The organism is Kitasatospora sp. NPDC054795 (assembly GCF_053611565.1).
The window spans coordinates 23,428-49,028 of the sequence record NZ_JBSHAP010000013.1 but is presented as its reverse complement, the minus strand read 5'-3'; the positions used below and the strand labels follow the sequence as shown (position 1 = coordinate 49,028).

The window sequence follows — 25,601 nt, the reverse complement described above, 5'->3', positions numbered from 1 at the left end:
CCCGAGGACGCCCCGGCGGGCCGCGGCCGGCCGGCCGGCCGCGGCCGCCGCGATGATGACGACGACCTGCCCGGTGGCGGGGTCGCGGCCACCGGCACGCTCGGCGGCAGCCGGCTCGACGGCGGCTCCTTCGGCCGCGGTGCCGGGGCCTCCTTCGGCGCGGGCGCGCTCGGCGCCGATGCCCCGCTGCCCGGGGTGGACCCGCGCGCCTTCGGGCGCGGCGCGGTGCTGGGGCCGCTCATGGGCCGGCGCGCGGCCCGTCCCGAGCCCACCGCCGCCCCGGCCCGTCCGCAGCCCTCCGCGGCCGTCGTGCGCCCTCCCGCGCGCGGACGCCGCCTGGTGTTCGCGGCCGCGGGCGCCTTCTCCGTCGCCGCGGTGACGCTCGGCGGCGTCGGCGGGCTCAGCACCCAGGGCGAGGAGCGCCACGGCACCACCGTCAGCCCGCCCGGTGCCGGCACCGGCCGGGGCGGCGGACTCGTCCCGATGAACGCGCAGGTTCCGGTGGACTTCCCGGGCCGCCCGGTCGCCGCGACCCGCGAGGCGACCCCGCCGGGCTATCCGGAGCGCTACCCCGGGGGCGCCGCCGCACTGCGCCAGCAGACTCGCTAGAGCGGCCCTCGACGGACACCGGTGTTCCGGTCCGGACGGCCTCGGCCACCGGCAGGTCTTTACCACGGCTTCATCCCAGCGTGGACCAGGGACTCGCCGGTGGCCATTACCCTGTAGGGACCGTCGTCCGACGAGCTAGGGAGCAAAGGTGTTCAGCGACGTGGGTGGGCTGGAGCTCCTGACGCTTGTCGTGATGGCGATCATCATCTTCGGCCCGGACAAACTGCCGAAGTTGATCCAGGACACCATGGGCTTCATCCGGAAGATCCGTTCCTTCGCCGACAACGCGAAGGAGGACATCCGCAGCGAGCTGGGCCCCGACTTCCAGGACTTCGAGTTCGAGGACCTGAACCCCAAGACCTTCGTCCGCAAGCAGCTCATGGGTGGCCAGGACGACCCGCTGGGCCTCAAGGAGATGAAGGACTCGCTGGACATCCGCTCGGTCCTGGACGACAAGCCCGCGGCGCCGGTCAACGGCCGCAGCGGCAGCGTCAGCTTCGAGAAGTCCGAGCCGGCCGCCGCCTCCACCGGCGCCCCGCTGGCGCCCGGCGAGCGCCCCCCGTTCGACCCCGACGCCACCTGATCACGCCGCGTACGCCGGTCGATCCGCACCGCGTACGGCGCCTCCGGCTCCGCGCCACCGCCCCGCCCGGTCACCGGCTGAGCGGGGCGGTGGCGTGTGCGCCGCTATTGTGCTGATTGTTCCCGCTGAGCCGTCCGTCACAACGCGCCCCGTCGCGTTCCAGGAACGGCCCCGGGGAGCGCCGCGGTGCGCCACCATGGGAGCGCGCCACGGCAGGCAAACGTGTGTTTGAGGAGGCCCGGGGATGGACGCGACGAGTCAGGCGGGAGGGGCGACGGTCACGGCCGGCGGCCCGGTGGTCGGCGGACAGGCCGGCCCGGTGGACCCGCTGGTGCCCTACCTGTCCGCAGACTTCCCCTGGTACGGGCTGGACGAGGGCTGGACCGGCCGTCGCTTCCTGGTGCAGGCCGGCGCCGGCCCCCGCACCGCGGGCAGTGTCGACTACGGCTCGCTCGGCCACGGCGAGGAGCCGGCCCAGCGGTACGAGCCGCGCGACGTGCGGAAGTTCGCCGTCGTGGTCACGGTGGCCCGCCGGGAAAGCCGCCGCAGTGCCGACAACACCGGCACCCTGGAGGCGACCTCCGCCTCCTCCGCGGCCTGGCTGGCCGGCTCCGGCCTGCTCGCCGGGACCTGGCCCGGGCAGCTGGACCGGGCGCTGCGCCAGGACTGGCTGGACCAGCAGAGCAGCCTCGCCTGGGACCTCGCCGACGACCTGGCGGGCCCCGGCTGGTCCACCCTCAGCCTGCCCGTCAACGGGCTGCCGCAGCCCTTCCGCTACCGCGAGTCCGAGTACGGCTGGGTGCTGGCCGGCGAGGCCCCCGGCGTCCTGCTCGGCGCCTACGGCCGCGGCGTCAGCGCCTACGGCATCGGCTTCTCCACCGTTCCGGAGCTGGCCGCCTACACCCGGCCGTAGCGCCCCGGGGCGCGCGACGGTACGACGCAGGGCCGGGTGGTCCGGCCACCCGGCCCTGCGTCGGTCACGGTCTCAGAACTTGTTCCTGGGCGTCAGGCCCAGCGACATGCCGGACAGCCCGCGCTGGCGGCCGCCGAGCTTGCCGGCCACGGCGCGCAGGGCGGCGCCGGCCGGGGAGTCGGGCGCGGCGAGCACGACCGGGCGGCCGTCGTCGCCGCCCTCGCGCAGTCGCACGTCGATCGGGATCGAGCCGAGCACCGGGACGGTCGCGCCGACGGTGCGGGTGAGCGCGTCCGCGACGGTCTGGCCGCCGCCGGTCCCGAAGACGTCGATCATCTCGTCGCAGTGCGGGCACGGCATGCCGGACATGTTCTCGATCACGCCGACGATCTTCTGGTGGGTCTGCACCGCGATGGTGCCGGCCCGCTCGGCCACCTCGGCGGCGGCCATCTGCGGGGTGGTGACGATCAGGATCTCCGCGTTGGGGACCAGCTGGGCCACCGAGATCGCGATGTCGCCGGTGCCGGGCGGCAGGTCCAGCAGCAGCACGTCCAGGTCGCCCCAGTACACGTCGGCGAGGAACTGCTGGAGCGCGCGGTGCAGCATCGGGCCGCGCCAGACCACCGGGGCGTTGCCCGGGGTGAACATGCCGATCGAGATGACCTTCACGCCGTTCGCCTGCGGCGGCATGATCATGTCCTGGACCTGGGTCGGCCGGCCCTCGACGCCCAGCATGCGCGGCACGCTGTGGCCGTAGATGTCGGCGTCCACCACGGCGACCTTCAGACCGTCGGCGGCCATCGCGGCCGCCAGGTTGACGGTCACCGAGGACTTGCCGACGCCGCCCTTGCCGGAGGCGACGGCGTAGACCCTGGTCAGCGTGCCCGGCTTGGCGAACGGGATCTCCCGCTCGGGGGCGCCGCCGCGCAGCAGCTGGGACAGCTCCTTGCGCTGCTCGTCGCTCATCACGTCGAGCTCGACCTCGACGCCGGTCACGCCGGGGACCTTCCCGACCGCCTCGCGCACCCGGGTGACGATGGTGTCGCGCATCGGGCAGCCGGAGACCGTCAGGTAGACCGCGACGCGCACCGCGCCGCCCTCGGCGATCCCGACCGATTTCACCATGCCGATCTCGGTGATCGGGCGGTTGATCTCCGGGTCGTTGACGGTCGCCAGCGCCTGGCGTACGGACTCCTCCGTGACGCCGGCCGCGACCTCTGTCTCGTTGGCCATGCCTTGATGGTACGGCGCCCTTGACTCGCCGGTAGCGTGCCGAGGGTCACAGGGCGTCGGAGGACTCCCGGCGCTCGTCGATCTCCTTGAGCAGGGACTGGAGTTCGGACCGGATGAAGTCCCGCGTGGCCACCTCGCCGAGCCCGTGCCGCAGGGCCGCGACCTCGCGGGTCAGGTACTCGGTGTCGGCGATGTTGCGGTCGCTGCGGGACCGGTCCTGCTCCATGTTGACCCGGTCCCGGTTGTCCTGGCGGTTCTGCGCCAGCAGGATCAGCGGGGCCGCGTACGAGGCCTGCAGGGACAGCGCCAGGGTCAGGAAGATGAACGGGTACTCGTCGAAGCGCACGTTCGCCGGCAGCAGGGTGTTCCACGCTATCCAGACGACGACCACCACCGTCATCCAGACGATGAACCGACCGGTGCCGAGGAAGCGGGCGATCCGCTCGGACAGGACGCCGAAGGCCTCCGGGTCGTAGGAGGGCAGCGAGAGCAGGCCGGGCCGCGCGGTGCGCGGCTGGTCGAGCCGGGCGCGGCCGGTGCCGGTGATCGGCGCGGTGTCCGAGCGCCGGTCCCGGCCGCCCTCGCGGGTGCGCAGCTCGCGCAGCTGACGCAGCTGGCGCAGTTCTCCCTGGAGGCGTCGGCGCGCGGAGTCGTCCGGCCGTCCGCTGCGGTCACCGTCCACCGGTCACCCCTTCGCTCTCGTCGTCGCGGTCCTCGTCGTGGGCGTGCAGCGCGGCGTCGCGCCAGTCGTCCGGCAGCAGGTGGTCCAGCACGTCGTCGACGGTCACCGCGCCGAGCAGGTGGTCCGCGTCGTCCACGACCGGTGCGGCGACCAGGTTGTAGGTCGCCAGGTAGCTGGTGATCAGCGACAGCGGGGTGTCCGGCGGCAGCGGGTCCAGGTCGTCGTCCACCAGCGAGCCGACCAGGACGTACGGGGGTTCGCGCAGCAGCCGCTGGAAGTGCACGGTGCCCAGGTAGCGGCCGGTCGGGGTCTCGTTCGGCGGGCGGCAGACGAAGACCTGCGCGGCCAGCGCGGGCTTGTGGTCGCTGACCCGGACCCGGGCCAGCGCCTCGGCGACCGTCGCGTCCGGCTCCAGCACGACCGGCTCGGTGGTCATCAGACCGCCGGCGGTGTCCTCCTCGTAGGTCAGCAGGCGGCGCACCGGCGCGGCCTCGTCCGGCTCCATCAGCTGGAGCAGCCGCTCGGCCTCGTCGCCGGGCAGCTCGGAGAGCAGGTCGGCGGCGTCGTCCGGGTCCATCGCCTCCAGGACGTCGGCGGCGCGCTCCTCCTGGAGCTTCCCGATGATCTCGACCTGGTCGTCCTCGGGCAGCTCCTCCAGGACGTCGGCCAGCCGCTCGTCGTCGAGGGCGGCGGCGACCTCGGCCCGGCGCTTGGCGGACAGGTGGTGCAGCACGCTGGCGAGGTCGGCGGGGCGCAGCTGCTCGAAGGTGGCGAGCAGGTTGGCCGCGCCCTGGTCCTGTTCGGTCAGCGAGAAGCCGGTGACGTCCTGCCAGTCCAGAGTGAGCCGTTCGCCCTTGCCCTTGCGCAGCCGGCCGGCCCGGCCGAGCTGGACGAAGACCTTGCTGATCTCCCACTCGCGCAGCCGGCTCTGCACCATGCCGACGTCCAGCACGGTGACCTGCTCACCGGTCTTGGACCAGGTGACGGTGCGGTCCAGCAGTTCGGCGAGCACCAGGGTCTCGGACGGGCGCTGCTCGAAGCGGCGCATGTTGATCACGCCGGTGGTGAGCACCTGGCCGGACTCCAGGCTGGTCACCCGGGTCATCGGCAGGAAGATCCGGCGCCGGCCGACCACTTCGACCACCAGGCCGAGCACGCGCGGCGGGCGGCCGCCGAGCCGCAGCGACACGACCACGTCCCGGACCCGCCCGACCTGGTCGCCGTTCGGGTCGAAGACCGCGATGGCGGACAGATGGGAGATGAAGACCCGGGTGCCTGGCCCTGCCATGGACTCCCTCGACTCGCTCGATGCCGTACCGGATGCGCCGGGGGCGCGTCCGCGGCCAAGGCTACCCGCGTGTTCCGGGCCCGGCCGGGAGGCACGGTAGCCGTCGGACGAGTCCCGGGCATGAACCTTTAACGGCGCTTGAACAGCAGTTTGGGCAGGCCGGCCGGGATCGGGCGGCGGGTGGTGGCCGGGGTGGGCACCGGCTGCGCGGCGTGCGAGCCGTCCGGCATCGCCCCGGGGTGCTCGGTGAGCGGGCCGGTCGGCTCCAGCCGCAGCACCCGGCACTCGCGGGCCCAGCGGGTGGTGATGGCGTCGGTGTCGGGCGCGTTCAGCCGCTTGCCCTTGAGTTCCTCGACGGCGCCCAGCCAGGCTTCGCTGTCCGGGGCCGGTTCGACCACCCGGGCGGTCCAGCCGGTCAGTCGGCCGCCCTTGTCCTTGCTGCGGACGGTGACCACGGCCGCGGTGCCGGGCTCCAGGCCGTGCAGCGGCTGCTCGCCGCCCCCGCCGACCACCACGACGGCGCCGTCGTGCCAGGCGTGCCACAGTGGCCGGGCGTGCTCCTGTCCGTCCGCGCGCACCCAGAGCAGGCCGGACTTCTTCGCGGCCTCCTCCAGCAGGGCCCGGTCGAGGAAGTCGTCGGCGGTCGCGGCGGCGGGCGTACGGTCCATGGCGGACAGCGTACGGCCACCGGGGGCCCTCCGGCGGAGCGGTCCGGAGCCGGCCGGACGTCTCAGCCTCCGGGCGACAGTTCCATTGCGCCGCCACGGGCCTTACCGTATGACCGCCCCACCCCCGCGACCAGCAAGGAGCGCCGTGTCCGCCGCCCGGCCCGCGACCGCCCCCTCCGCCGCCCCGACCGCCCCCGCGACCGCGACTGCCGGCCCGGGGCCGGCGCACCCGCTCCCCACCCTCGATCTGCTGCTGCTCGCGGTCTCGATCGGCGGCATCTCGCTGTCCGGTCCGCTGATCAGCGCCACCGCCGCGCCCGCGCTGGCGATCGCCTTCTGGCGCAACGTCATGTCGGTCGGCGTCCTCGGCCCGTACGCGCTGCTGCGCCACCGCGCCGAACTGCGCGGGATCGGCCGGCGGGCACTGCTGCTCGCGGTGGCCGCGGGAGTGCTGCTCGGCGTGCACTTCGCGCTCTGGATGCCCAGCCTGCGGATGACCTCGGTGGCCTCGGCCACCGCCCTGGTCACCACCACCCCGCTGTGGACCATCCTGCTGATGCGGCTGATGGGCGTCCGGGCGCCGCGAGCGGTCTGGACCGGCACGATCGTCGCCTTCGCCGGCGTGCTGGTGCTGACCGGCGTGGACCTCTCGCTCTCCCCGCGCGCGCTGCTCGGCGACGCCCTCGCGCTCGGCGCGGGCCTGGCCGCGGCCGGGTACATGCTGCTGGGCGCCGAGGTCCGCAGGACCGTCAGCACCACCGCCTACACCCTGGTCTGCTACGCCACCACGGCGGCCGTGCTGCTGGGGATCTGCCTGGTGGCCGGAACGCCGCTGGCCGGATGGCCGGCCGGGGTGTGGTGGCAGATCGTGCTGCTGATGGTCGCCGCCCAGCTGCTCGGCCACTCGCTGAGCAACCGCGTGGTGCGCAACCTCGGGCCGTCGATCACCTCCACCGCGATCCTGCTGGAGACCCCGGGCGCGGCGCTGATCGCCGCCCTCTGGCTGGGCCAGTGGCCCCCGGCGGCCGCCTACCCGGCGGTGGTGCTGATCCTGCTCGGCCTGGTCCTGGTCGCCCGCGGTGGGCGGCGCTGACCGTCGGACCGGAGCCGGCCGCGGCGGTCAGAGCCAGCCGTTGCGGCGGAAGCCCCGGTACATCCCGACGCAGATCAGCGCGATCGCGCCGAGCACCATCGGGTAGCCGTACTCGTGGTGCAGCTCGGGCATGTAATCGAAGTTCATGCCGTACACGCCGGTGATCATGGTGGGCACCGCGAAGATCGCCGCCCAGGCGGTGATCTTGCGCATGTCCTCGTTCTGCGCCACCGAGACCTGCGCCAGGTTCGCCTGCAGCAGCGAGTTCAGCAGCTCGTCGAAGCCGTGCACCTGCTCGGCGACCCGGGCCAGGTGGTCGGCGACGTCCCGGAAGTACTTCTGGATGTCCGGGTCGACCAGCCGCTGGAGCGGCTCGGACAGCTGCTGCATCGGGCGCAGCAGTGGCACCACGGCACGCTTGAACTCCAGTACCTCGCGCTTGAGTTGGTAGACCCGGCCGACATCGGCGCTGCGCCCGCCCTTGGCCGAGAAGACGCCGTACTCGATCTCGTCCACGTCGCTCTGGAGCCGCTCGGCGACCAGTAGGTAGTTGTCCACCACGTGGTCGGCGATCGCGTGCAGCACCGCCGCCGGGCCCTTGGAGAGCAGCCCGCTCTCGTCCGCGTCGGCCTCCAGCCGGTGGCGCAGCTCCTGCAGCGAGCCGTGGCCGCCGTGCCGGACGGTGATGACGAAGTCCCGGCCGGCGAAGACCATCAGCTCGCCGGTCTCCACCACCTCGCTGGTGGGCGTGAGCTGGTCGTGCTCCACGTAGCGGATGGTCTTGAAGACGGCGAACAGCACGCTGTCGTAGCGCTCGACCTTGGGGCGCTGGTGCGCGTGCACCGCGTCCTCGACCGCGAGCGGGTGCAGGCCGAAGCGCTGGGCGATCCCCTCGAACTCGGCCTCGGTCGGCTCGTGCAGCCCGATCCAGCTGAACGATCCCTCGCCCTCGGGGAGTTGGTGGGCGGCCTTGACCCGGTGGGCGGCCTCGCGGGGGCTGCACGTCTCGCCCCTGCGCTTGCCGTGCTGGTAGACCGCGCAGTCCACGACCGCCGAACCGGCGTCCTCGGGCAGGACGTCGTAGACGCCGGACACACCGCGGCGGCGGTTGGTGCGGACGGCGGCGCGCAGGCTGTTGATCATCGACATGGCAGGCTCCCAGAGGCAGGAACCGTCGCGCGGCGGCGCGGAAGGAAAAACGTTCGGCCGCGGTACGACGGCGGAGAACACCGGTGAAACGGGGGATGAAAGTGCTCTCCCGGCCGGTCCGTCCGCCGTAGGGCCTGCGCCCGGGGCTACCGCGGCTGATTCAGCCGGTTGGGCCTGCGGGGCGCGGGGTACGGGGGAGTTGGGGCCGGGTAGAGCTGCCGGTACTGCATGGTCGGCCGGTATCCACCGCAACCACCTCCTTCGCGCCGCCGCCCCGGGACGAAACGATCCCGGTGGCCAGTCGCTCACCCTAACATCTGACCGGGCGTCGAAGCCGTGGGGTTTCCCGGAGGTTTCCGAAGGCTTTACGGGATCCTTGTGCGGCCCCGCCGCGAGCGCCCGCGCACCCGCCCGCACGCGGCCCGCGAACCCCCGGGGGTTACGCTCACCGGCATGGCGCACGACTTCCCGCTCTTCGGCGACCCCCACGGCGGCACCTCCCCGGAGCTCTCCCGGGAGGCGGTGCTGGCCGCCGTCGAGGCCCGGCTGATCTCCACCTTCGGCGAGCCGGGCGGCCGCGCCGCGGTCACCTTCCTCGGTGCCGACCGGATCGAGGTGCTGCGCTTCGGCCCGGACACCGAGGACCTCGTGCGGTACGCCACGCTCGGCATGTCCGCCGCGCCGATGGCCGACCCGACCGCGCCGGTCGCCGACCAGGTGCGCGGCCCGCGTGCCGAACTGGTGCTGACCGTCCGGGGCGGGCGCGACAGCGTGCTGCGCACCCTGGCCACCTTCGCCGCCACCCCGCAGGTCGAGGGCCTGGTGGTGGCCCCGGGCGGCTCGCTGGACCTCGGCTCCCCGCTCTGGGACGGCGCGCCCTTCACCTCGGTGCTCGCGGCCGAACCGGGCGGCCTGGTCGAGGACCTGGAGCTGGCCGATCCGGCCGATCCGGTCCGCTTCCTGCCGCTGCTGCCGATGACGCCCAACGAGGCGGGCTGGAAGCGGGTGCACGGCGCGGCCGCGCTGCAGGAGCGCTGGCTCGACCAGGGCGCCGACCTGCGCGACCCGAACCGCCGCGGCGTCCGGCTGGACTGACCGCCGGGTGATCGGACGGGGTGCGGTGGCGGCGGACCCCGGGGCAAGGGGTCACGAGTCCCTGCCTCAGCGTTCGCGTCCGCCCCCGCGTTCGCGTCCGCCCCCGCGTTCGCGTCCGCCCCCGCGTCGGCTCAGCGCTCGATCGGCTTGGCGCCGGTGGCCTGGGCCAGCAGTGCCCCGTACACCTCGGGGTCGGTGGTGTGTTCGCCGAGCCGGACGGTCTTGCGGGTGCCGTGGTAGTCGCTGGAGCCGGTGACCAGCAGGCCGAGCTCGCCGGCCAGGCCGCGCAGCCGGACCCTGGTGTCCTCGTCGTGGTCGGTGTGGTCGACCTCCAGCCCGGCCAGCCCGGCCGCCGCGAGGTCGGCGATCACCTGGTCGGAGACCGTCCGGCCGCGCTTGACCGCGCCCGGGTGGGCGAACACCGGCACCCCGCCGGCCGCCCGGACCAGCCGGACCGCCGCGACCGGGTCGGTCTCGTGCTTGCGCACGTCCGCCCGCCCGCCGTTGGCCAGCCAGTCGGCGGTGAAGGCGTCCGAGACGGTGGCCACCACGCCCGCCTCGACCAGCGCGCTGGCGATGTGCGGCCGTCCGACCGAGCCGGCCCCGGCGATCCGCCGCACCTGCTCCCAGCTGATGTCCGCGCCGAGCTCCCGGCAGCGCTCCACGATCGCCCGACCGCGCCGGAACCGGTCGGTGCGCACCAGGTCCCGCTCGCGCGCGAACTCCGGCTCCTCGGGGTCGAACAGGTACGCCAGCAGGTGCATGCTGATGCCGTCCACGGCACAGGACAGCTCGGCGCCCGGGACGACGGTGAGCCGGCTGCCGGCGGGCAGCGCGCGTACCGCCCCGGCGGCCTCGGCGTGGCCGGCCACGGTGTCGTGGTCGGTCAGCGCCACCACGTCGAGGTCCGCGGCGACGGCCGCGGCGACCAGCTCGGCCGGGCTGTCGGTGCCGTCGGAGGCGTTGCTGTGGGCGTGCAGGTCGATGCGCACGGGTCGGGCTCCTGGGGGCTCGTGGGTGCCGCCCAGGATAGGCCGGCGGTCAGCCGAGCAGCCGGGGGGAGAGCGCCCCGCAGGGCAGCAGGTCCAGTTCGGCGCCCGCCTCGCGCAGGTCGGTCAGCACCAGCTCGTCGTACATCACCAGCGCGGACTGCTCGGGCCAGGCGACCGCCCAGATCCAGAGTCCGCGGGCCTCGCCGGCGAACACCGCGCGGTCGGCCGGGGCGTCCGGGACGTGGAACATCGGCGTGGGCCGCCCGGCGGCCATCAGCTTGGCGTCGGCGGGCTTGTAGAGGCCGACGGAGTCGCCCGGGTCCGGCCCGGGCAGGCCCGCGTAGCGGGCACCGAGGCCGACGCCCAGCTCCTCGGCGATCAGCAGCAGCTCGCCGAAGCCGCCGAGCGGGGCCGGTCCGGAGCAGGCGACGGCGGTGGCCCGGGCTCCTGAAATGTCGTCACCGACGTGGGCGATGCCGGTGTAGAGCCAGCCGACCGGGAGCGGCCAGGGCAGCCAGACCGGGACCTGGGAGCGGGCGACGGCGACGCCGAGGGCCTCCACACTCGGGGGCAGCACGGGCTGCATCGGGTGCACGGCTCCGTGCCGGTCGCACTGCCAGGTGTCTGAGAACAGACCGGGGGCGCGGACCCGACCGGCGCACCTCGGGCAGCTTGGCTCGCCCCTCATAGCCGTCAACGCTCCTCCCTCCGGACCGCCGCGTCAAGGACGATCACCCGTACGGAGGGCTCGGCGGCACCTGTCGGTGGCGGACGCCCGGACCGGCACCGGGTGGGCGCGGCGCGGGCGGTTCCCGTTGGGGGATGTCCCGTCCCGGGCGGCGGCAAACGTTCCGGCTCCGAACCCCGAACGCACTGACGCCCCGTCATCGGCGAATGCGGTGACGGGGCGTCAGTCGGGTATCGGAACGTCCGGATCGGATGCTCCCGGGTCGTCGGCGGCGGGTGTGGGCTCCGGGTCGGAGGCGCCGCGCCGGGTCAGACGGTCGGGCACGGGCGGATGAGCAGGCGCTCGCCGGTGCGGGCGGCGGCGTCGACGACCTCGCGCACGGTGGCGGCGTCGGCGATCAGGCGGTCGGCGGCGGAGCCGTTGGTGTCGTCGAGCCGGACGATCTCGAAGCGCATGGTCTTCGTCATGGGCGTCTCCTTTCCTGACCCCGCGGGGCGGGGCGGTCGCGGCTGAGTCGGTATCAGCCCTTTCGGGGTCCTGCGGATCCGGCGGTGAGACCGGACCGGGCGGGTCGTAGTCGCGGGTGCGGCGGTCTGCTGCGGCAAGGGCCCCCCTTGCTTGCCTGGTGCGTCCAGTGCCTCGTGAACCACGGTGACGTGGCGGTGCTACCGGGCCGTTGCCCGTCCGTAAAGTCCAGGTTTCGGGAGATTGGCGCCGGGCGGAGGCCGGCGATGATTCCCGGACAGAATCAAAGATTACCGTAACTAACGAATTTTGTCCTGTGTTGAAGCCGGTCGAAGTTGCAGAAGTGGTACAGACCACTTTCGGTGAACCGGGGGAACCGGACCGGTCCGGCGGGCGTCGGCGCCGGCCGCGTCAGCCCCAGAAGGCGGCCAGCGCCTCGGCCGTGGCGGCCGGCCGCTCGGCGTTGGGGGAGTGCCCGGCGTCCGCGACCACCACCCGGCGGGCACCCAGCCGCTCGGCCATCGCGGTCTGCTCCGGGACCGGCCAGGCGTGGTCCCGCACGCCCGACAGCACCAGCAGCGGCAGCCCGGCGGTGGCGGCGGCCAGCTCCGCCACCCGGTCCGGCGCGGCCACCAGATGGCCGCCGGTGACGGACAGCGCCCGCGGCACGTTGGCCAGCCAGCGCCGGTGCAGGAACTCCGCGACGGCCGGCTCCAGGCTCGGCCCGGGCTGCCCGCTCTCTGCCTCCAACTGCCGCATGACCTGCCAGATCTGCTCCAGGTCCATCCCCTGCAGGGCGTCCAGCAGCAGCTCGGTGCGGGCCGCCTCGGCCGGGTCGATCGCGCCCGGGCCGGTGGACACCAGGGTCAGCGACCGCCAGGGCAGCGGGCCCTCGGCGGCCGCGGCGAGCACCGCCTCGCGCACCACCTGGCCGCCGAAGGAGTGCCCCAGCAGGTGCAAGGGGGTGCCGTCGGCGGTCAGCGCCCCGGTCAGCGCCCGTACGTCCGCGCCGAGCGCCCCGACGCCGTACGCCGCCGGGTCGTCCGGGCCGCCGGTCTCGTACTGCCCGCGCTGGTCCACGGCCGTCACCCGGTACCCGGCCGCCGCCAGCGGCTCCAGCAGCGCGATGAAGTCTTCCTTGCTGCCGGTGAACCCCGGCACCAGCAGCGCCGAACCGCGCACCGGCCCGGCCGGCTCCGCCCGCAGTGCCGCGAACTCCCCACGCCCGGTCACCACCCGCTCGGCCCGCGCGCACCGGGGCAGCGTCAGAAACGGCGGCGTGCTCATGGGCTGCTCTCCCTGCTGTCCTGCCGGCGACCCGCCGGTCCGCCGGGGACTCCCCGGCGCCCCGAGCCTAGTGACCTGAGGCGAAGGCGGGTCGGGGCCCCGGGAACGATCGGCGGGACGGGACCGCGGCGTGGAACGCCCGAGGGGGCGGGGCCCGGCCGGGGGGCGGGGCCCACCCCTCCCGCCGTGTCCGGCGCCGCGTCCGGAGATCCGGATCCGGACTCAGCCCTGCTGCTCGGCCCACCACGCCCGCAGTGCCCCGACCGCCTCGTCGTGCTCCATCGGGCCGTGCTCCAGCCGGAGTTCGAGCATGTGCTTGTACGCCTTGCCGACCTGCGGGCCGGGCTTGAGGCCGAGCAGCTCCATGATCTGGTTGCCGTCCAGCGCCGGGCGGACGGCGTCCAGCTCCTCCCGCGCCCTCAGCTCGTCGATCCGGGTCTCCAGACCGTCGTAGGTGCGGGAGAGCGCGGCCGCCTTCTTCTTGTTGCGGGTGGTGCAGTCGGAGCGGGTCAGCTTGTGCAGGCGCTCCAGCAGCGGCCCGGCGTCGGTGACGTAGCGGCGCACCGCCGAGTCGGTCCACTCGCCGCCGCCGTAGCCGTGGAAGCGCAGGTGCAGCTCGACCAGGCGCGAGACGTCCTCGATGAGCTCCTTGGAGTACTTCAGCTCCCGCATCCGCTTGCGGGTCATCTTGGCGCCGACCACCTCGTGGTGGTGGAAGGAGACCCGGCCGTCCGACTCGAAGCGGCGGGTGCGCGGCTTGCCGATGTCGTGCAGCAGCGCGGCGAGCCGCAGGGTGAGGTCCGGGCCGTCCTGCTCCAGGTCGACGGCCTGCTCCAGGACGGTCAGCGAGTGCTCGTAGACGTCCTTGTGCCGGTGGTGCTCGTCCCGCTCCAGCTGCAGCGCGGGGAGCTCGGGCAGCACGTACCCGGCCAGGCCGGTGTCGACCAGCAGCCGCAGGCCCTTCACCGGGTGCTTGGCCAGCAGCAGCTTGTTCAGCTCGGCCTGGATCCGCTCGGCGGAGACGATGGTCAGCCGCTCGGCCATCGCGGTCATCGCGGCGACCACCTCGGGCGCCGGGTCGAAGTCCAGCTGGGCGGCGAAGCGGGCGGCCCGCATCATCCGCAGCGGGTCGTCGGAGAAGGACTCCTCGGGGGTGGCGGGGGTGCGCAGCACCCGGGCCTCCAGGTCCTCCAGACCGTGGTGCGGGTCGACGAAGCCGCGGCCGGGCAGGTCGACGGCCATCGCGTTGACGGTGAAGTCCCGGCGGACCAGGTCCTCCCCGATGGTGTCGCCGTAGCTGACCTCGGGCTTGCGCGAGGTGCGGTCGTACGCCTCGGAGCGGTAGGTGGTGATCTCGATCAGGAAGGAACCCTCGGGGGTGTCCTTGCGGGCGCCGACCGTGCCGAAGGCGATGCCGACGTCCCAGACCGCGTCCGCCCAGCCCTTGACCAGCTTGAGCACCTGCTGCGGGCGGGCGTCGGTGGTGAAGTCCAGGTCGTTGCCGAGCCGGCCGAGCAGCGCGTCCCGGACGGACCCGCCGACCAGCGCCAGCCGGTGACCGGCCGCCTGGAACCGGCGGGCGATCTCGTCGGCGACCGGCGACACCCGCAGCAGCTCTTGGAGGCCGAGGGTCTGGGCCTCGCTCAGGCCTGGTACGACCTGGACGGCGGTGCTGGAGGGGTCGGTGTGCGCGGTGGGCTCATTGGCAGTGGACACGGCTCACAAGGGTACGTGCCCCGACAGGTCAACCGCCCGCGCGTTCTGGGCGTCTCACCCCACAGCCCGCAACACTGCGCCGCGGGCTGCATCGTTACCATGCCGGTGGACGAGTCTCGGGCACCGGACGGGGGATGCGGTGCCGCGCGCCGCCGCCGTCCGCGGGAACCTCCGCGGCAGCGGTGCGGCGACGGCGTCGGGCGGAGCGATCCAAGAGAGTCAAGCGAAGACCGTCGGGCGGACCGCGCCGGACGACAGCATCAGCAGCGAACGATCGAGAACGGCGAGGGCGAAGCGAGTGAGTGAGCCGGCACGGCACTCGGGCCTGGGGACGCACCGACAGCCTGGAGGGGCCGAGCGCCCCGCCGAGGGGCGTCATCCGGCCCGCCGGACGCGCCGGGCGGGCGCGCGCCTGGCCGCCGCCTGCGCGGCCGCCCTGACCCTCTTCACGGCCACCCCGGCCGGCGCGCTGCCCGCCGGCGGCAACGTCCGGCCGGCCGCGGACTCCACCGTCACGGCCGAGTACCCGGTGGTGATGACCATCGACACGCTCAGCCCGCAGGTGGCCACCCCGAACGGCATCGTGACGATCACCGGACACGTCACCAACGCCGGCAAGTCGGCGGTCAAGGGCGCCCACGCGGCCGTCCGCAAGCCGTACTCCAACAAGCCGCTGGACCGGCGCAGCGACCTGGCCAACGTGGCCGAACGCTCCACGCCGGACGGCAAGGACGGCACCGAGCTGGACACCCCCCAGTACGCCCTGCCGGAGCTGAACCCGGGGCAGAGCCAGCCGTACACGCTGAGCGTCGCGGTGAGCGACCTCGGGCTGTCCGCGAGCGGCGCCTACGAGCTCGCGGTGGACGCCTGGGGCGGGACCGCCGACAACCCGCGCGACCGCCCCCTGGGCATCGCCCGGACCTTCCTGCCGTACAACCCGGGCGGCGCCGAGGCGCAGCCGACGAAGGTCGCCACGGTCTGGCCGCTGGTGCACGCGCCGGTGGTGGCCGCCCAGACCACCACCGACAGCAACGACCAGCCCGTCTCGGTGCTGCGCGACGACAGCCTGGCCACCGAGTTCGCCCCGGGCGGCCGGCTGTACGAGCTGGTCGACACCGGCTCCAAGCTGAACGGCCTGACCTGGGTGATCGACCCGGACCTGCTGGACGCCGCGCTCGCGATGACCAAGACCTACCGGGTGCAGAAGCCGGGCACCGAGGGGTCGGGCAAGTCCGTCAAGGACGACAACACCGTCCAGATGCAGCCCTCGGCCGCCGCCGTCGCCTGGCTGGACAAGCTGCGGGCCGCCGTCGCCAAGCCGGGCACCCAGGTGGTCTCGCTGCCGTACGCCGACCCGGACCTCGCCTCGATCGCCCACAACGGCTCCGACCTGACCGGGATGACCACCGCGCTGAGCAAGGCGGCCACCGCCGGCCGGCTGACCGTCGAGGGCCGGCTCGCCGTGGACACCCGGTCGGACGTCGCCTGGCCGTTCCAGGGCTACCTCGACCAGCAGATCGCCTCCCTCGCCCAGCAGTCGGGCAGCGGGCTGGTGCTGGTCAACGGCGCGAGCATGCCCGAGGCGGACTCGCTCAACTACACCCCGACCGCCGCCCGCCCGATCGGCGGCGGGCAGAGCGCCGTGGTGGCCGACGAGACCGTCTCCTCGCTCTTCGACAAGGACCTGAGCAGCCCGCAGGCCCAGACCGACGCCACCCAGCGCTTCCTCGCCGAGACCTTCGCGATCACCCACGAGCAGCCGCAGAACCAGCGCGGACTGCTGGTCCTGCCCCCGCGCGAGCTGAGCGTCGCCGGCGCCAAGGCGCTGGCGAGCGCCCTGCAGACGGCGGACGGCAAGTGGATCTCCTCGGTCAAGCTGGACGCGGTGGCCCAGTCCGCGGCCGACCCGAAGGCGAACACCGCCGTCCCGGCGCCCACCGACTACCCGACCCAGGCCCGCGCCTCGGAGCTGCCTGCGGCCGACCTGAGCCGCACCGACGACATCCAGCACGACCTGGACACCCTGATGCGGGTGCTCACCCTGCCGCAGCGGGTGCGCGGCCCGTTCAGCGCCGCGATGGTCCGCTCGCTGTCCACCGAGTGGCGCAGCCAGCCGCCGGCCGGGAGCACCTACCGCGCCGGCGTCACGAAGTACCTGAAGGAGCTGACCAGCGCCGTCCAGGTGCCGAAGAAGAACGTCGTCACCCTGGCCGGCAACACCGGTCTGCTCCAGGTCAGCGTCCGCAACGACCTGACCCAGACGGTCACCAACCTGAAGCTGGTGCTCACCTCGGCCCAGCCGAACAGGCTGCGGGTGAGCAAGGAGGAGGAGCTGGTCCTCCCGGCCTCGCAGAGCGTGACCCTGCGCTTCAACGCCGAGGCGCACAACAACGGGACGGTCGCGATGACCGCCCAGCTGTGGACCACCGGCCCCGACTCCCGGCCGTACGGCGACCCCCAGCAGTTCAAGGTCGAGGTCACCTCGGTGACCAACGGGGTGCTGTACATCTTCGCGGGCGCCGGCGTCCTGCTGCTGCTGGCCGCGCTGCGCTTCGTGCGCCAGCGCAAGCGGCGCGGCGGGCAGCCGCACGAGGACGGCGACCAGCCGGTCGGGGACGCCCCGGCGGCGGACGGCACCGGAGCGCGGGACACGGCGGAGGACACGGCGGAGGGCGCCTCGGAGGCCACGGCGCAGGACTCCACCGCGGATCACGCCGGGGCCGCGGAACCGGACCGGGCCGGCGGAACGGACGACACCCGAGGTGACGGTCCCGCGCAGACACCGCGCGGCAGCAGCCCGGATGGCCGGGATCGGGCCGCCGGTGATGAGAAGGTTGGTCCTTGATACCGCCGACCCCCCGCACCGCCGGGCCGGCCTCCCCCCACGACAGCGAAGAGGTGACATGACCGGGCGCAGCGAGGAGCGGCCGTCGGGCCGCGGTGAGAGCCGGCCGGGCGCCGAGTCGCCGTCCGGCGACTGGTACGTGGCCGACACCTACGCCCAGGACCCGTACGCGGCGGACGCGTACGGGCAGCCGCAGGACGGCCAGGACCCGTACGGTCTGCAGGCCGGGCGGCCCGTCGCGCCCCAGCCGCCGGCCGCCGCGTACGACGTGCCGCCGCAGCTGCCGCCGCAGGGCGGCGGCTACCCGACGCCGGTGCCGCCGACCCCGTACCAGGCCCAGCAGCAGTTCGCGGCCCCGGTGCCGCCGGTGCAGCCCGGCTGGGACACCCCGGTGCAGGGCGCCTGGCCGCAGCAGCCGGCCCCGGCGCAGGCCGCCGGTGGCCACTGGGGCGGCGTCGAGCAGCCCCGGCCGCAGTGGGAGCCGGGCCCGGCGCACTCCGCCTGGGACACCGAGACCACCGAGTACGTCGGGGTGGACGCCCTGTTCGGCGGCCGCCCGGCGCAGGCCGCGGCCCAGCCGCCGGTCCCGCAGCCCGCCCCGGCCCCGCAGCCGGTCCAGCCGACCGCCCCTCCGGTCGGCCCCGCCCTGTACCCGCCGGCGGGCGGCTACCCGGGACAGCCGCAGCACGGCGGCACTCCGGGCGGGCAGCAGCACTTCGTGCCGCCGATCGAGTTCGACCCGCCGCTCTCCGAGGAGGAGGCCACCAGGCAGGTGGCCGCCGTCGCGGTGCCCCCGGCCGTCGAACCGCTGTCCGACGTCGTCGCCGAGGAGCAGGCCGCCCAGCAGGCGCCCGCCGCCGAACCCGCCCAGGCGGCCGGTGGCGGCAAGGTCGCCAGCCTGCTGAACTCCAGCGCGATCATGGCGGCCGGCACGCTGGTCTCCCGCGGCACCGGCTTCGTCCGGACCATGGTGATCACCGCGGCCATCGGTGTCGGCGTGATGGGTGACTCCTACAACGCGGCGAACACCCTGCCGACCCTGCTGTACATCCTGATCGGCGGCGGCGCGCTGAACGCGGTCTTCGTGCCGCAGCTGGTGCGCAGCATGAAGAACGACGAGGACGGCGGCACCGCGTACGCCAGCCGGCTGCTCACCCTGGTGATGGTCGGGCTCGGCGGCGTGGTCTTCCTGGCGGTGCTCGGGGCGCCCGTGCTGGTGCAGCTGATCGCCCACCCGATGATGGCCAATCCGGAGCGCGCCGACACCACGGTGGCGATGGCCCGCTTCTGCCTGCCGAGCATCTTCTTCATGGGCATCCACGTGGTGATGGGCCAGATCCTCAACGCCCGCGGCCGCTTCGGCGCGATGATGTGGACCCCGGTCCTGAACAACATCGTGGTGATCTTCACCTTCTCCGCCTACATCTGGGTCTACGGCGGCTTCGGCACCACCCACGTCACCCCGGAGGGCATCTCCCCCGAGGGCGTGCGGCTGCTCGGCCTCGGCACCCTGATCGGTCTGGTCGTCCAGTCGCTGGCGATGATCCCGTACCTGCGGGCCGCCGAGTTCCGCTTCCGGCCCCGCTTCGACTGGCGCGGTCACGGCCTGGGCAAGGCCGCCCGACTGGCCAAGTGGACGTTCTTCTTCGTGCTCGCCAACCAGGCCGGCTACCTGGTGATCACCCAGCTGTCCACCAAGGCGGGCGACGCCGCGGCGGCGGCCGGCCACGGCGGCGTCGGCCTGGCCGCGTTCTCCAACGCGCTGCTGATCTGGCAGCTCCCGCAGGCCGTGATCACCGTCTCGATCATGAGCGCGGTGCTCCCCCGGCTCTCCCGGGCGGCGGCCGACGAGGACGCCGGCGCCGTGCGCGACGACATCTCCTACGGTCTGCGCACCACCGCGGTGGCGGTCGTTCCGGCGGCCTTCCTGTTCCTGTCGCTGGGCCCGGTGATCGGCCGGGCGATCTACGCGGTCGGCGGCAACGACACCGTCCTGAACGACGCCACCAACGTCGGTCTGATGCTCTCCGCGTTCGCCCTGGGCCTGATCCCGTACTCCGCCCAGTACGTGATGCTGCGCGGCTTCTACGCCTACGAGGACACCCGCACGCCGTTCTCCAACACCGTCTGGGTCGCGGCCTGCCAGGCCGGCTTCGCCCTGCTGTGCTGGCTGGTGCTGCCCGCCGAGTGGACGGTGGTCGGCCTCGCCTTCGGCTACGGCCTCGCCTACGCCGTCGGGGTGACGGTCGCGATGCCGAAGCTGAAGAAGCGGATCGGCGGGCTGGACACCAAGCGGATCGGCAGGACGTACAGCCGGCTGGCCGCCGCCTGCGTCCCGGCCGCCCTGGTCGGCCTCGGCGCCAGCCTGGGGGTGCAGCAGGTGCTCGGCGGCTGGCCGGGCAGCGTGGCGGCCCTGGTCGTGGCCGGCGGCCTCCAGCTGGCGGTCTTCGTGCTCATCGCGAAGCGCCTGCGGATCGAGGAATTGAACGCCATGCTGGGCATGGTCCGCGGCCGGCTGGGCCGCTGACCGTCCGACCACCGGCCGGACGAGCGGGCGCCCTGACCGGGCGTCAACCGGAGCGAGACGCTCCTCCGCTCGTCCGGCCGAGTGCTGGGGCACCGGTCGGTTCGGGTCCGCCCGACCGCCGGATGGCGACCCGGTGTCGAATCTGCACCACATCTCTCCACCCATGTGCAACCGAGCGGACGTCTCAGCGGTCGTACCCGGTGGAGAAGAGTGGGCACAATTGTCCTGGAGCACAGGGCCGCCGACCCCCGGGCTCCAGCGAATCTCTCAGGCCGGGGCTACACAAGGGGAGGCAGGACCACGGTGGCTGATGGCACCAAGGCCGTCGTCGACACGTCAGCAGCTGACGCGGCGACGGACGAGGCCGCACTGGCCGCGGCGATCGACGAGCTCACGGGCTCGCAGGACGCCGGCGGGAGCACCTCCGCGGACGCCCGCGAGGGCACCACCACCGCTGCCGCCGCCCCCGGGCGCACCGACGCGGACAAGGACAAGGACGAGGAGAAGGACGCGGGCGGGGACGACGCACCGGCCGCAGGACCGGGCACCCCCGCCGGCGAGGACGCGGGCGGGGACGACGCACCGGCCGCAGGACCGGGCACCCCCGCCGGCGAGGAGACCTCGGAGATCACCGCACCGCTCTCCGTGCAGGAGCTCCGCGCCGAACTGGCCGCCGGCTCCCCCCGGAAGAAGCCCGCCGACGAACCCGCCCGCCCGGCGCGCCGCCCCACCGACCCGCAGCCCACGGTCGACCCGCGCGACACCGCCACCCTCCCGCGCACCCTCCCCGCCCCGCAGCGCCGCAGCGGCGACATGATCGGCCACCGGTACCGGCTGGAGGAGTGCATCTCCCAGACCGAGACCTTCAGCAGTTGGCGCGCCGTCGACGAGAAGCTGCGCCGGGCCGTCGGCGTCCACCTGATGGCCTCCGGCCACCAGCGGGCCCGCAAGGTGGTGGCGGCCGCCAAGTCCGCCGCGCTGCTCGGCGACCCCCGCTTCGTCCAGGTCCTCGACGCCGTCCACGAGGGCGAACTGGTCTACGTCGTCCGGGAGTGGCTGCCGCACTCCTCCGACCTGGCCAGGCTGCTCGCCAACGGCCCGATGGAGCCGCACGAGGCGTACCAGATGGTCCGCCAGGTCGCCGACGCCGTCGCGGCCGCCCACCGGCGCGGCCAGGCCCACCTGCGGCTCACCCCGCGCTGCGTGCTGCGCACCGACAGCGGCCAGTACCGGATCAACGGCATCGCGGTGGACGCCGCCCTGCGCGGGCTGCCCGCCGAGGACGCCGAGGACGCCCAGCGGGCGGACACCCGCGCGATCGGCGCACTGCTGTTCGCCGCGCTCACCCACCGCTGGCCGTACCCGGAGGACCGCTACGACCTCCAGGGCCTGCCCAAGGGCCTCCAGAACGCCGCGCCGGACCAGGTCCGCGCCGGGGTCCACAAGGGCCTGTCCGAGCTCGCCGCGCGGGCCCTGTTCGACCAGCCGCCGCACCACGCCCAGCCGATCACCACGCCGGAGGAACTGGTCCGGGCTATCGCGCAGATGCCCCGGATCCGCCAGCCCGAACCGGAGCTGCCCGCCTTCCCGGCCCCACCCCGGCACAACACCCACGCGCTGCCCACCGCGCCCAACCCGACCCGGGTCGCCGACACCACCGTCGCCCCGCTGCCGGCCTCCTCCCGCCCGGCCTCCTCCCGGCGCGCCAGGCGGCGGCTGCGCCGGGTGGTCAAGGCCACCGCGTGGACGGTCGCGCTGGGGGCGATCGGCGTCGCCTCCTGGCAGTTCGTCGACAGCCTGCGGCACACCGGGTCGGCCACCGCGTCCACCACCCCCTCGGCCAGCAGCACCGCGCCGAGCCCGCAGGCCAGCACCCACAACCCGGTGACGCTCGCCATCAAGGACGCGCAGTCCTACAACCCCCTGGGCGACGGACCCGAGGGCACCGAGAGCATCGGGAAGGCCATCGACGGCGACCTGAGCACCTCGTGGACCACCGGCTGGTACGTCGACCAGTTCGGCGCCAAGCCGCCCGCGCTGAAGTCGGGCACCGGCCTGCTGATCGACCTCGGCTCGCCGCAGCCGGTCTCCTCGGTGAACGTCCAGTTCTCCGGCGGCGAGCAGTCCGCGGAGCTGCGGCTGCCCACCCCGGCCGTCGGCGGCAACCCGCTGCAGGCCAAGCCGGACGCCTTCACCGTCGTCGGGAAGAAGACCGGGAGCAACGTCGAGTACACCCTCGACTCCCCGGTCACCACGCGGTACCTCTTGATCTGGCTGACCGGTCTGACGAAGGATGCCGACGGCAGGTTCCGCGGCCACGTCGCCGAGGTGAAGGTCTCCGGCTGATCCGACGACCGCGGCCGCGGCACGGACCGGCGGCCGGGAGGGAGGGGGGACGGTGGCGGACGACTCGCACCCGACGGACGACGCGACGCTGCTCGCCCGGCACGTCGCCGGTGACCCGGTGGCTTTCGGTCTGCTGGTGGACCGCCACCGCGACCGGCTCTGGGCGGTCGCCCTGCGCACCCTGGGCGACCGCGAGGAGGCCGCCGACGCCCTCCAGGACGCCCTGGTCTCCGCCTTCCGCGCCGCCGCCGGCTTCCAGGGCCGCTCGGCGGTCACCACCTGGCTGCACCGGATCGTGGTCAACGCCTGCCTGGACCGCGCCCGGCGCGGCGCCACCCGCCGCACCACCCCGCTCGACGAGGACCCCCAGCGGCTGGACACCCTGGTCGGCAGCGCCGAGCCGGCCGACTTCCCGGTGGTCCGGGCCGAGCTGCACCGCGAGCTGACCGCGGCGCTCGCCGAACTGCCCGCCGAGCAGCGGGCCGCACTGGTGCTGGTCGACATGCAGGGGTACCCGGTGGCCGAGGCGGCCGAACTGCTGGGCGTTCCGGTGGGCACCGTGAAGAGCCGCTGCGCGCGCGGCCGGGCCAGGCTCCTCCCCCTGGTCCGGCACCTGCGCGAGCCCGATGTTTCACGTGAAACACCGCCCGCCCGCGGCTCGGCCCCACCGCGCCGCGACACCCGGGGGAACCCGAAGCCGCCCGGCACCGTCACAGGAGCGGGCCCGAGCACCGGCCGGACGGTCCTGGAAGGAGACGCGAGCACCCGATGAACGCCCACCCCTCCTTCCCCGACCCCGCCGAGGACCACCCCCCGGTCGAGCGGCTGGCCGACCTCGCCGAAGGACTGATCGAGTCCCCGGACAGCGTCGGGGCCCTGCGCCGACACCTGGACGGCTGCGCCGAGTGCCGGGAGACCATCGACGCCCTCGCCGAGGTCCAGTCGCTGCTCGGCGACGTCGAGACCCCGCCGATGCCGGCCGACGTCGCCGCCCGACTTGACGCGGCGCTGGCCGAGGCCGCAGCCGCCGGGAGCGGCCGCGAGGCCGTCGAACCGGCTCAGGAGGCCCCCGCGGCCGACCACCGGGCCGAGGCCCCGGCCCGGTCCGCGCGTGCCGCCACAGCGCCCGTCACGCCCTCCTCCGCCGCCTCCCGGCCGGCGGCCCCGTCCGGCAACCGACCCGACGGCCGGTCCGGCTCGGCCGTCGGGCCCGGCCGCCCCCGCCGGCGGCGGTTCGCCCTGCTGCTCGGCACGGCCGCCGCCCTGGCCGCCCTCGGGCTCGGCGGGGCACTGCTGCTCCACCCCGACGACGGGTCCGGCACGGTGGCGGCCACCGCGGGCGGCGCCCCGGCCGCCACCACCGACGGCCACGATGTCCGCGCCCCGCACACGGCGGGCGCCGGCACCGACTACCGCGACGACGAACTCACCGCCCAGGTGCAACAGTTGCTGGCCCGATCGAAGAACGTCCCGGGACTGCTGGCCACCGGGCCCGCCCGGTCCGAGGGGGCCCCGCCCGCCGACGGCGGCCGCCCGGAGCCCGACTCGCCCTCCCCCGGCGGCCCGGGCTGCCCGGCACCCGCCTCCGGCACCCCACTGGCCACCGACCGGGGCAGCTACCACGGCGCCCCGGTCGACGTCCTGGTCTACTCCCTGCCCGGCCGCCCCGGTTCCGTCGACGTCTACCTGCGCTCCCCCGACTGCGGCCCGGTCGTCCTGCACCAGGCCGTTCCCAGCCGCTGACCGGCGGTTCCCATGCGATCCACGCCGACGGCGGCACGCCGCTTCCGGACTTCGGGCGCCTGGTACTGATCCGCCTGGGAATGCGAGACACTGGTCAGTCGTTGTCCCGGGCGGCGGAGCAGGACCGCCCTCCCCGCAGCAAACGCGGGTCGCGATGCGAACCAGGAGAAGCAGTGAGCGACGTCCGTAACGTGATCATCATCGGTTCCGGCCCGGCCGGGTACACGGCCGCGCTCTACACGGCCCGTGCCTCCCTCAAGCCGCTGGTCTTCGAGGGGGCCGTGACCGCCGGTGGTGCGCTCATGAACACCACCGAGGTCGAGAACTTCCCGGGCTTCCGGGACGGCATCATGGGCCCCGAGCTGATGGACAACATGCGGGCCCAGGCCGAGCGCTTCGGCGCCGAGCTGATCCCCGACGACATCGTCGCGGTCGACCTCACCGGTGACATCAAGACCGTCACCGACTCCGAGGGCAACGTGCACAAGGCGCGCGCCGTGATCGTCACCACCGGCTCCCAGCACCGCAAGCTCGGTCTGCCGAACGAGGACAAGCTCTCCGGCCGTGGCGTCTCCTGGTGCGCCACCTGCGACGGCTTCTTCTTCCGCGACCAGGACATCGCGGTGGTCGGCGGCGGCGACACCGCCCTGGAGGAGGCGACCTTCCTCTCCCGCTTCGCCCGCAGCGTCACGATCATCCACCGCCGGGACAGCCTGCGCGCCTCCAAGGCGATGCAGGAGCGCGCCTTCGCCGACCCGAAGATCCGCTTCGAGTGGGACAGCGCGGTCGAGGCCATCCACGGCGACCCGAAGCTGAGCGGCGTCACCCTGCGCGACACCACCACCGGCGAGACCCGCGAGCTGGCCGTCACCGGCCTGTTCATCGCGATCGGCCACGACCCGCGCACCGACCTGTTCAAGGGCCAGCTGGACCTGGACGCCGAGGGCTACCTCAAGGTCGAGGCCCCCTCGACCCGGACCAACATCCCGGGCGTCTTCGGCGCCGGCGACGTCGTGGACCACACCTACCGCCAGGCCATCACCGCCGCCGGCACCGGCTGCTCCTCCGCTCTGGACGCCGAGCGCTACCTGGCCGCGCTGGACGACCTGGAGGCCAAGGCCGCCGTCGCGGTCTGAGCCCCACCCTCCGCCCCACGGGGGTGTTCCACGTGAAACACCCCCGCCCCGGCCGGGCAGAAACAGAACGGGCCCACCCGTTGTTCTCCTGGCAGCAGCCCCCTCCGTCCGAACCCGAGGAGTTCCCGTGGCCGGCGCCACCACCACCGTCACCGACGCGACGTTCGAGCAGGACGTCCTGAAGAGCGAGAAGCCCGTACTGGTCGACTTCTGGGCCACCTGGTGCGGCCCGTGCCGCCAGGTCGCCCCGGTCCTGGACGATATCGCGGCCGAGCACGGCGAGAAGCTGACCATCGCCAAGCTCGACGTGGACGCCAACCAGGCGACCGCCGCCAAGTACGGCGTCATCTCGATCCCGACCCTGATCGTCTACAAGGACGGCGAGCCGGTGAAGTCCATCACCGGTGCCCGTCCGAAGGCCGCGCTGCTGCGCGAGCTGGCCGAGTTCATCTAGGTCTTCCGGTCGTCGACCGCACGGTGGCGGGGGTGACCCCCCGGGGGTGGCCCCCCCCCCGCGTGTTGGGGGCGCCCGCGCCGCCCCGG

At 74.2% G+C, this 25,601-nt stretch carries 21 protein-coding genes and 1 pseudogene; 12 read left to right on the top strand and 10 right to left on the bottom strand.

The window, feature by feature from the left end:
* The 3 genes and pseudogenes from ACWGJO_RS07040 to ACWGJO_RS07030 form a co-directional block, all read left to right on the top strand.
* A pseudogene (locus ACWGJO_RS07040) lies at nt 1–609 on the top strand (hypothetical protein); the annotation flags it as partial.
* 148 nt (nt 610–757) lie between these two features.
* Entirely contained in the window at nt 758–1,192 is a 435-nt protein-coding gene (locus ACWGJO_RS07035; protein ID WP_452182526.1) for a sec-independent translocase, read from the top strand.
* A gap of 244 nt (nt 1,193–1,436) precedes the next feature.
* Complete coding sequence (locus ACWGJO_RS07030) at nt 1,437–2,105, top strand: hypothetical protein (RefSeq protein WP_452182524.1); 669 nt, start codon at nt 1,437–1,439, stop codon at nt 2,103–2,105.
* A 72-nt stretch (nt 2,106–2,177) separates the two neighbouring features.
* On the opposite strand, the gene ACWGJO_RS07025 is transcribed toward ACWGJO_RS07030, so the two are convergent.
* From ACWGJO_RS07025 to ACWGJO_RS07010, 4 genes are all read right to left on the bottom strand, one after another.
* On the bottom strand, nt 2,178–3,338 hold the full coding sequence (locus tag ACWGJO_RS07025; protein WP_387694902.1) for an Mrp/NBP35 family ATP-binding protein: 1,161 nt from the start codon (nt 3,336–3,338) through the stop codon (nt 2,178–2,180).
* A gap of 46 nt (nt 3,339–3,384) precedes the next feature.
* Nucleotides 3,385–3,933: a DUF1003 domain-containing protein gene (locus tag ACWGJO_RS07020; RefSeq protein WP_452182562.1), complete on the bottom strand. Its 549-nt coding sequence runs from the start codon at nt 3,931–3,933 to the stop codon at nt 3,385–3,387.
* Nucleotides 3,934–4,009: 76 nt separating this feature from the next.
* A complete protein-coding gene (locus ACWGJO_RS07015) occupies nt 4,010–5,308 on the bottom strand; it encodes a magnesium transporter MgtE N-terminal domain-containing protein (RefSeq protein WP_359903533.1) in 1,299 nt (432 codons plus the stop codon).
* 128 nt (nt 5,309–5,436) lie between these two features.
* The gene (locus ACWGJO_RS07010; RefSeq protein WP_452182523.1) at nt 5,437–5,976 is read right to left on the bottom strand and encodes a hypothetical protein; all 540 of its coding nucleotides are present in this window, start codon (nt 5,974–5,976) and stop codon (nt 5,437–5,439) included.
* 145 nt (nt 5,977–6,121) lie between these two features.
* Between ACWGJO_RS07010 and ACWGJO_RS07005 the strand changes: the two genes are divergently transcribed.
* On the top strand, nt 6,122–7,069 hold the full coding sequence (locus ACWGJO_RS07005; protein WP_452182522.1) for a DMT family transporter: 948 nt from the start codon (nt 6,122–6,124) through the stop codon (nt 7,067–7,069).
* A gap of 27 nt (nt 7,070–7,096) precedes the next feature.
* Here ACWGJO_RS07005 and corA read toward each other — a convergent pair whose 3' ends face one another.
* Nucleotides 7,097–8,218: a magnesium/cobalt transporter CorA gene (corA, locus tag ACWGJO_RS07000; RefSeq protein WP_452182521.1), complete on the bottom strand. Its 1,122-nt coding sequence runs from the start codon at nt 8,216–8,218 to the stop codon at nt 7,097–7,099.
* Between the two features lie 453 nt (nt 8,219–8,671).
* Here corA and ACWGJO_RS06995 point away from each other — a divergent pair, with 453 nt between their 5' ends.
* On the top strand, nt 8,672–9,313 hold the full coding sequence (locus ACWGJO_RS06995) for a suppressor of fused domain protein (RefSeq protein WP_387694908.1): 642 nt from the start codon (nt 8,672–8,674) through the stop codon (nt 9,311–9,313).
* Between the two features lie 131 nt (nt 9,314–9,444).
* Here the strand turns inward: ACWGJO_RS06995 and ACWGJO_RS06990 are convergent, their stop codons facing one another.
* The 5 genes from ACWGJO_RS06990 to ACWGJO_RS06970 form a co-directional block, all read right to left on the bottom strand.
* Nucleotides 9,445–10,305, bottom strand: a complete 861-nt coding sequence (locus ACWGJO_RS06990) for a PHP domain-containing protein (RefSeq protein WP_359903523.1) — start codon at nt 10,303–10,305, stop codon at nt 9,445–9,447.
* 49 nt (nt 10,306–10,354) lie between these two features.
* Nucleotides 10,355–10,993 carry a DUF6758 family protein gene (locus ACWGJO_RS06985; RefSeq protein WP_452182519.1) on the bottom strand — a complete coding sequence of 213 codons (639 nt, stop codon included), beginning with the start codon at nt 10,991–10,993 and terminating at the stop codon, nt 10,355–10,357.
* 308 nt (nt 10,994–11,301) lie between these two features.
* The gene (locus tag ACWGJO_RS06980) at nt 11,302–11,460 is read right to left on the bottom strand and encodes a hypothetical protein (RefSeq protein ID WP_359903649.1); all 159 of its coding nucleotides are present in this window, start codon (nt 11,458–11,460) and stop codon (nt 11,302–11,304) included.
* 409 nt (nt 11,461–11,869) lie between these two features.
* Entirely contained in the window at nt 11,870–12,745 is an 876-nt protein-coding gene (locus ACWGJO_RS06975) for an alpha/beta fold hydrolase (protein ID WP_452182518.1), read from the bottom strand.
* A 222-nt stretch (nt 12,746–12,967) separates the two neighbouring features.
* A complete protein-coding gene (locus ACWGJO_RS06970; RefSeq protein ID WP_387691448.1) occupies nt 12,968–14,392 on the bottom strand; it encodes a CCA tRNA nucleotidyltransferase in 1,425 nt (474 codons plus the stop codon).
* Between the two features lie 367 nt (nt 14,393–14,759).
* On the opposite strand from ACWGJO_RS06970, the gene ACWGJO_RS06965 reads away from it, so the two are divergent.
* The 7 genes from ACWGJO_RS06965 (at nt 14,760) to trxA (ending at nt 25,512) form a co-directional block, all read left to right on the top strand.
* Nucleotides 14,760–17,306, top strand: coding sequence for a DUF6049 family protein (locus ACWGJO_RS06965; protein ID WP_452182517.1), 2,547 nt, complete (start codon nt 14,760–14,762; stop codon nt 17,304–17,306).
* A 58-nt stretch (nt 17,307–17,364) separates the two neighbouring features.
* Nucleotides 17,365–19,833 carry a murein biosynthesis integral membrane protein MurJ gene (gene murJ / locus ACWGJO_RS06960; RefSeq protein WP_452182516.1) on the top strand — a complete coding sequence of 823 codons (2,469 nt, stop codon included), beginning with the start codon at nt 17,365–17,367 and terminating at the stop codon, nt 19,831–19,833.
* Nucleotides 19,834–20,136: 303 nt separating this feature from the next.
* Entirely contained in the window at nt 20,137–22,179 is a 2,043-nt protein-coding gene (locus tag ACWGJO_RS06955; protein WP_452182515.1) for a serine/threonine protein kinase, read from the top strand.
* 52 nt (nt 22,180–22,231) lie between these two features.
* Entirely contained in the window at nt 22,232–22,951 is a 720-nt protein-coding gene (gene sigM / locus ACWGJO_RS06950; protein ID WP_452182514.1) for an RNA polymerase sigma factor SigM, read from the top strand.
* The gene (locus tag ACWGJO_RS06945) at nt 22,948–23,922 is read left to right on the top strand and encodes a hypothetical protein (protein ID WP_452182513.1); all 975 of its coding nucleotides are present in this window, start codon (nt 22,948–22,950) and stop codon (nt 23,920–23,922) included. The genes sigM and ACWGJO_RS06945 overlap by 4 nt, the downstream gene beginning before the upstream one ends.
* 173 nt (nt 23,923–24,095) lie before the next feature.
* On the top strand, nt 24,096–25,058 hold the full coding sequence (trxB, locus tag ACWGJO_RS06940) for a thioredoxin-disulfide reductase (protein WP_452182512.1): 963 nt from the start codon (nt 24,096–24,098) through the stop codon (nt 25,056–25,058).
* 127 nt (nt 25,059–25,185) lie between these two features.
* Entirely contained in the window at nt 25,186–25,512 is a 327-nt protein-coding gene (trxA, locus tag ACWGJO_RS06935; protein ID WP_359909516.1) for a thioredoxin, read from the top strand.
* Nucleotides 25,513–25,601: the final 89 nt, after the last annotated feature.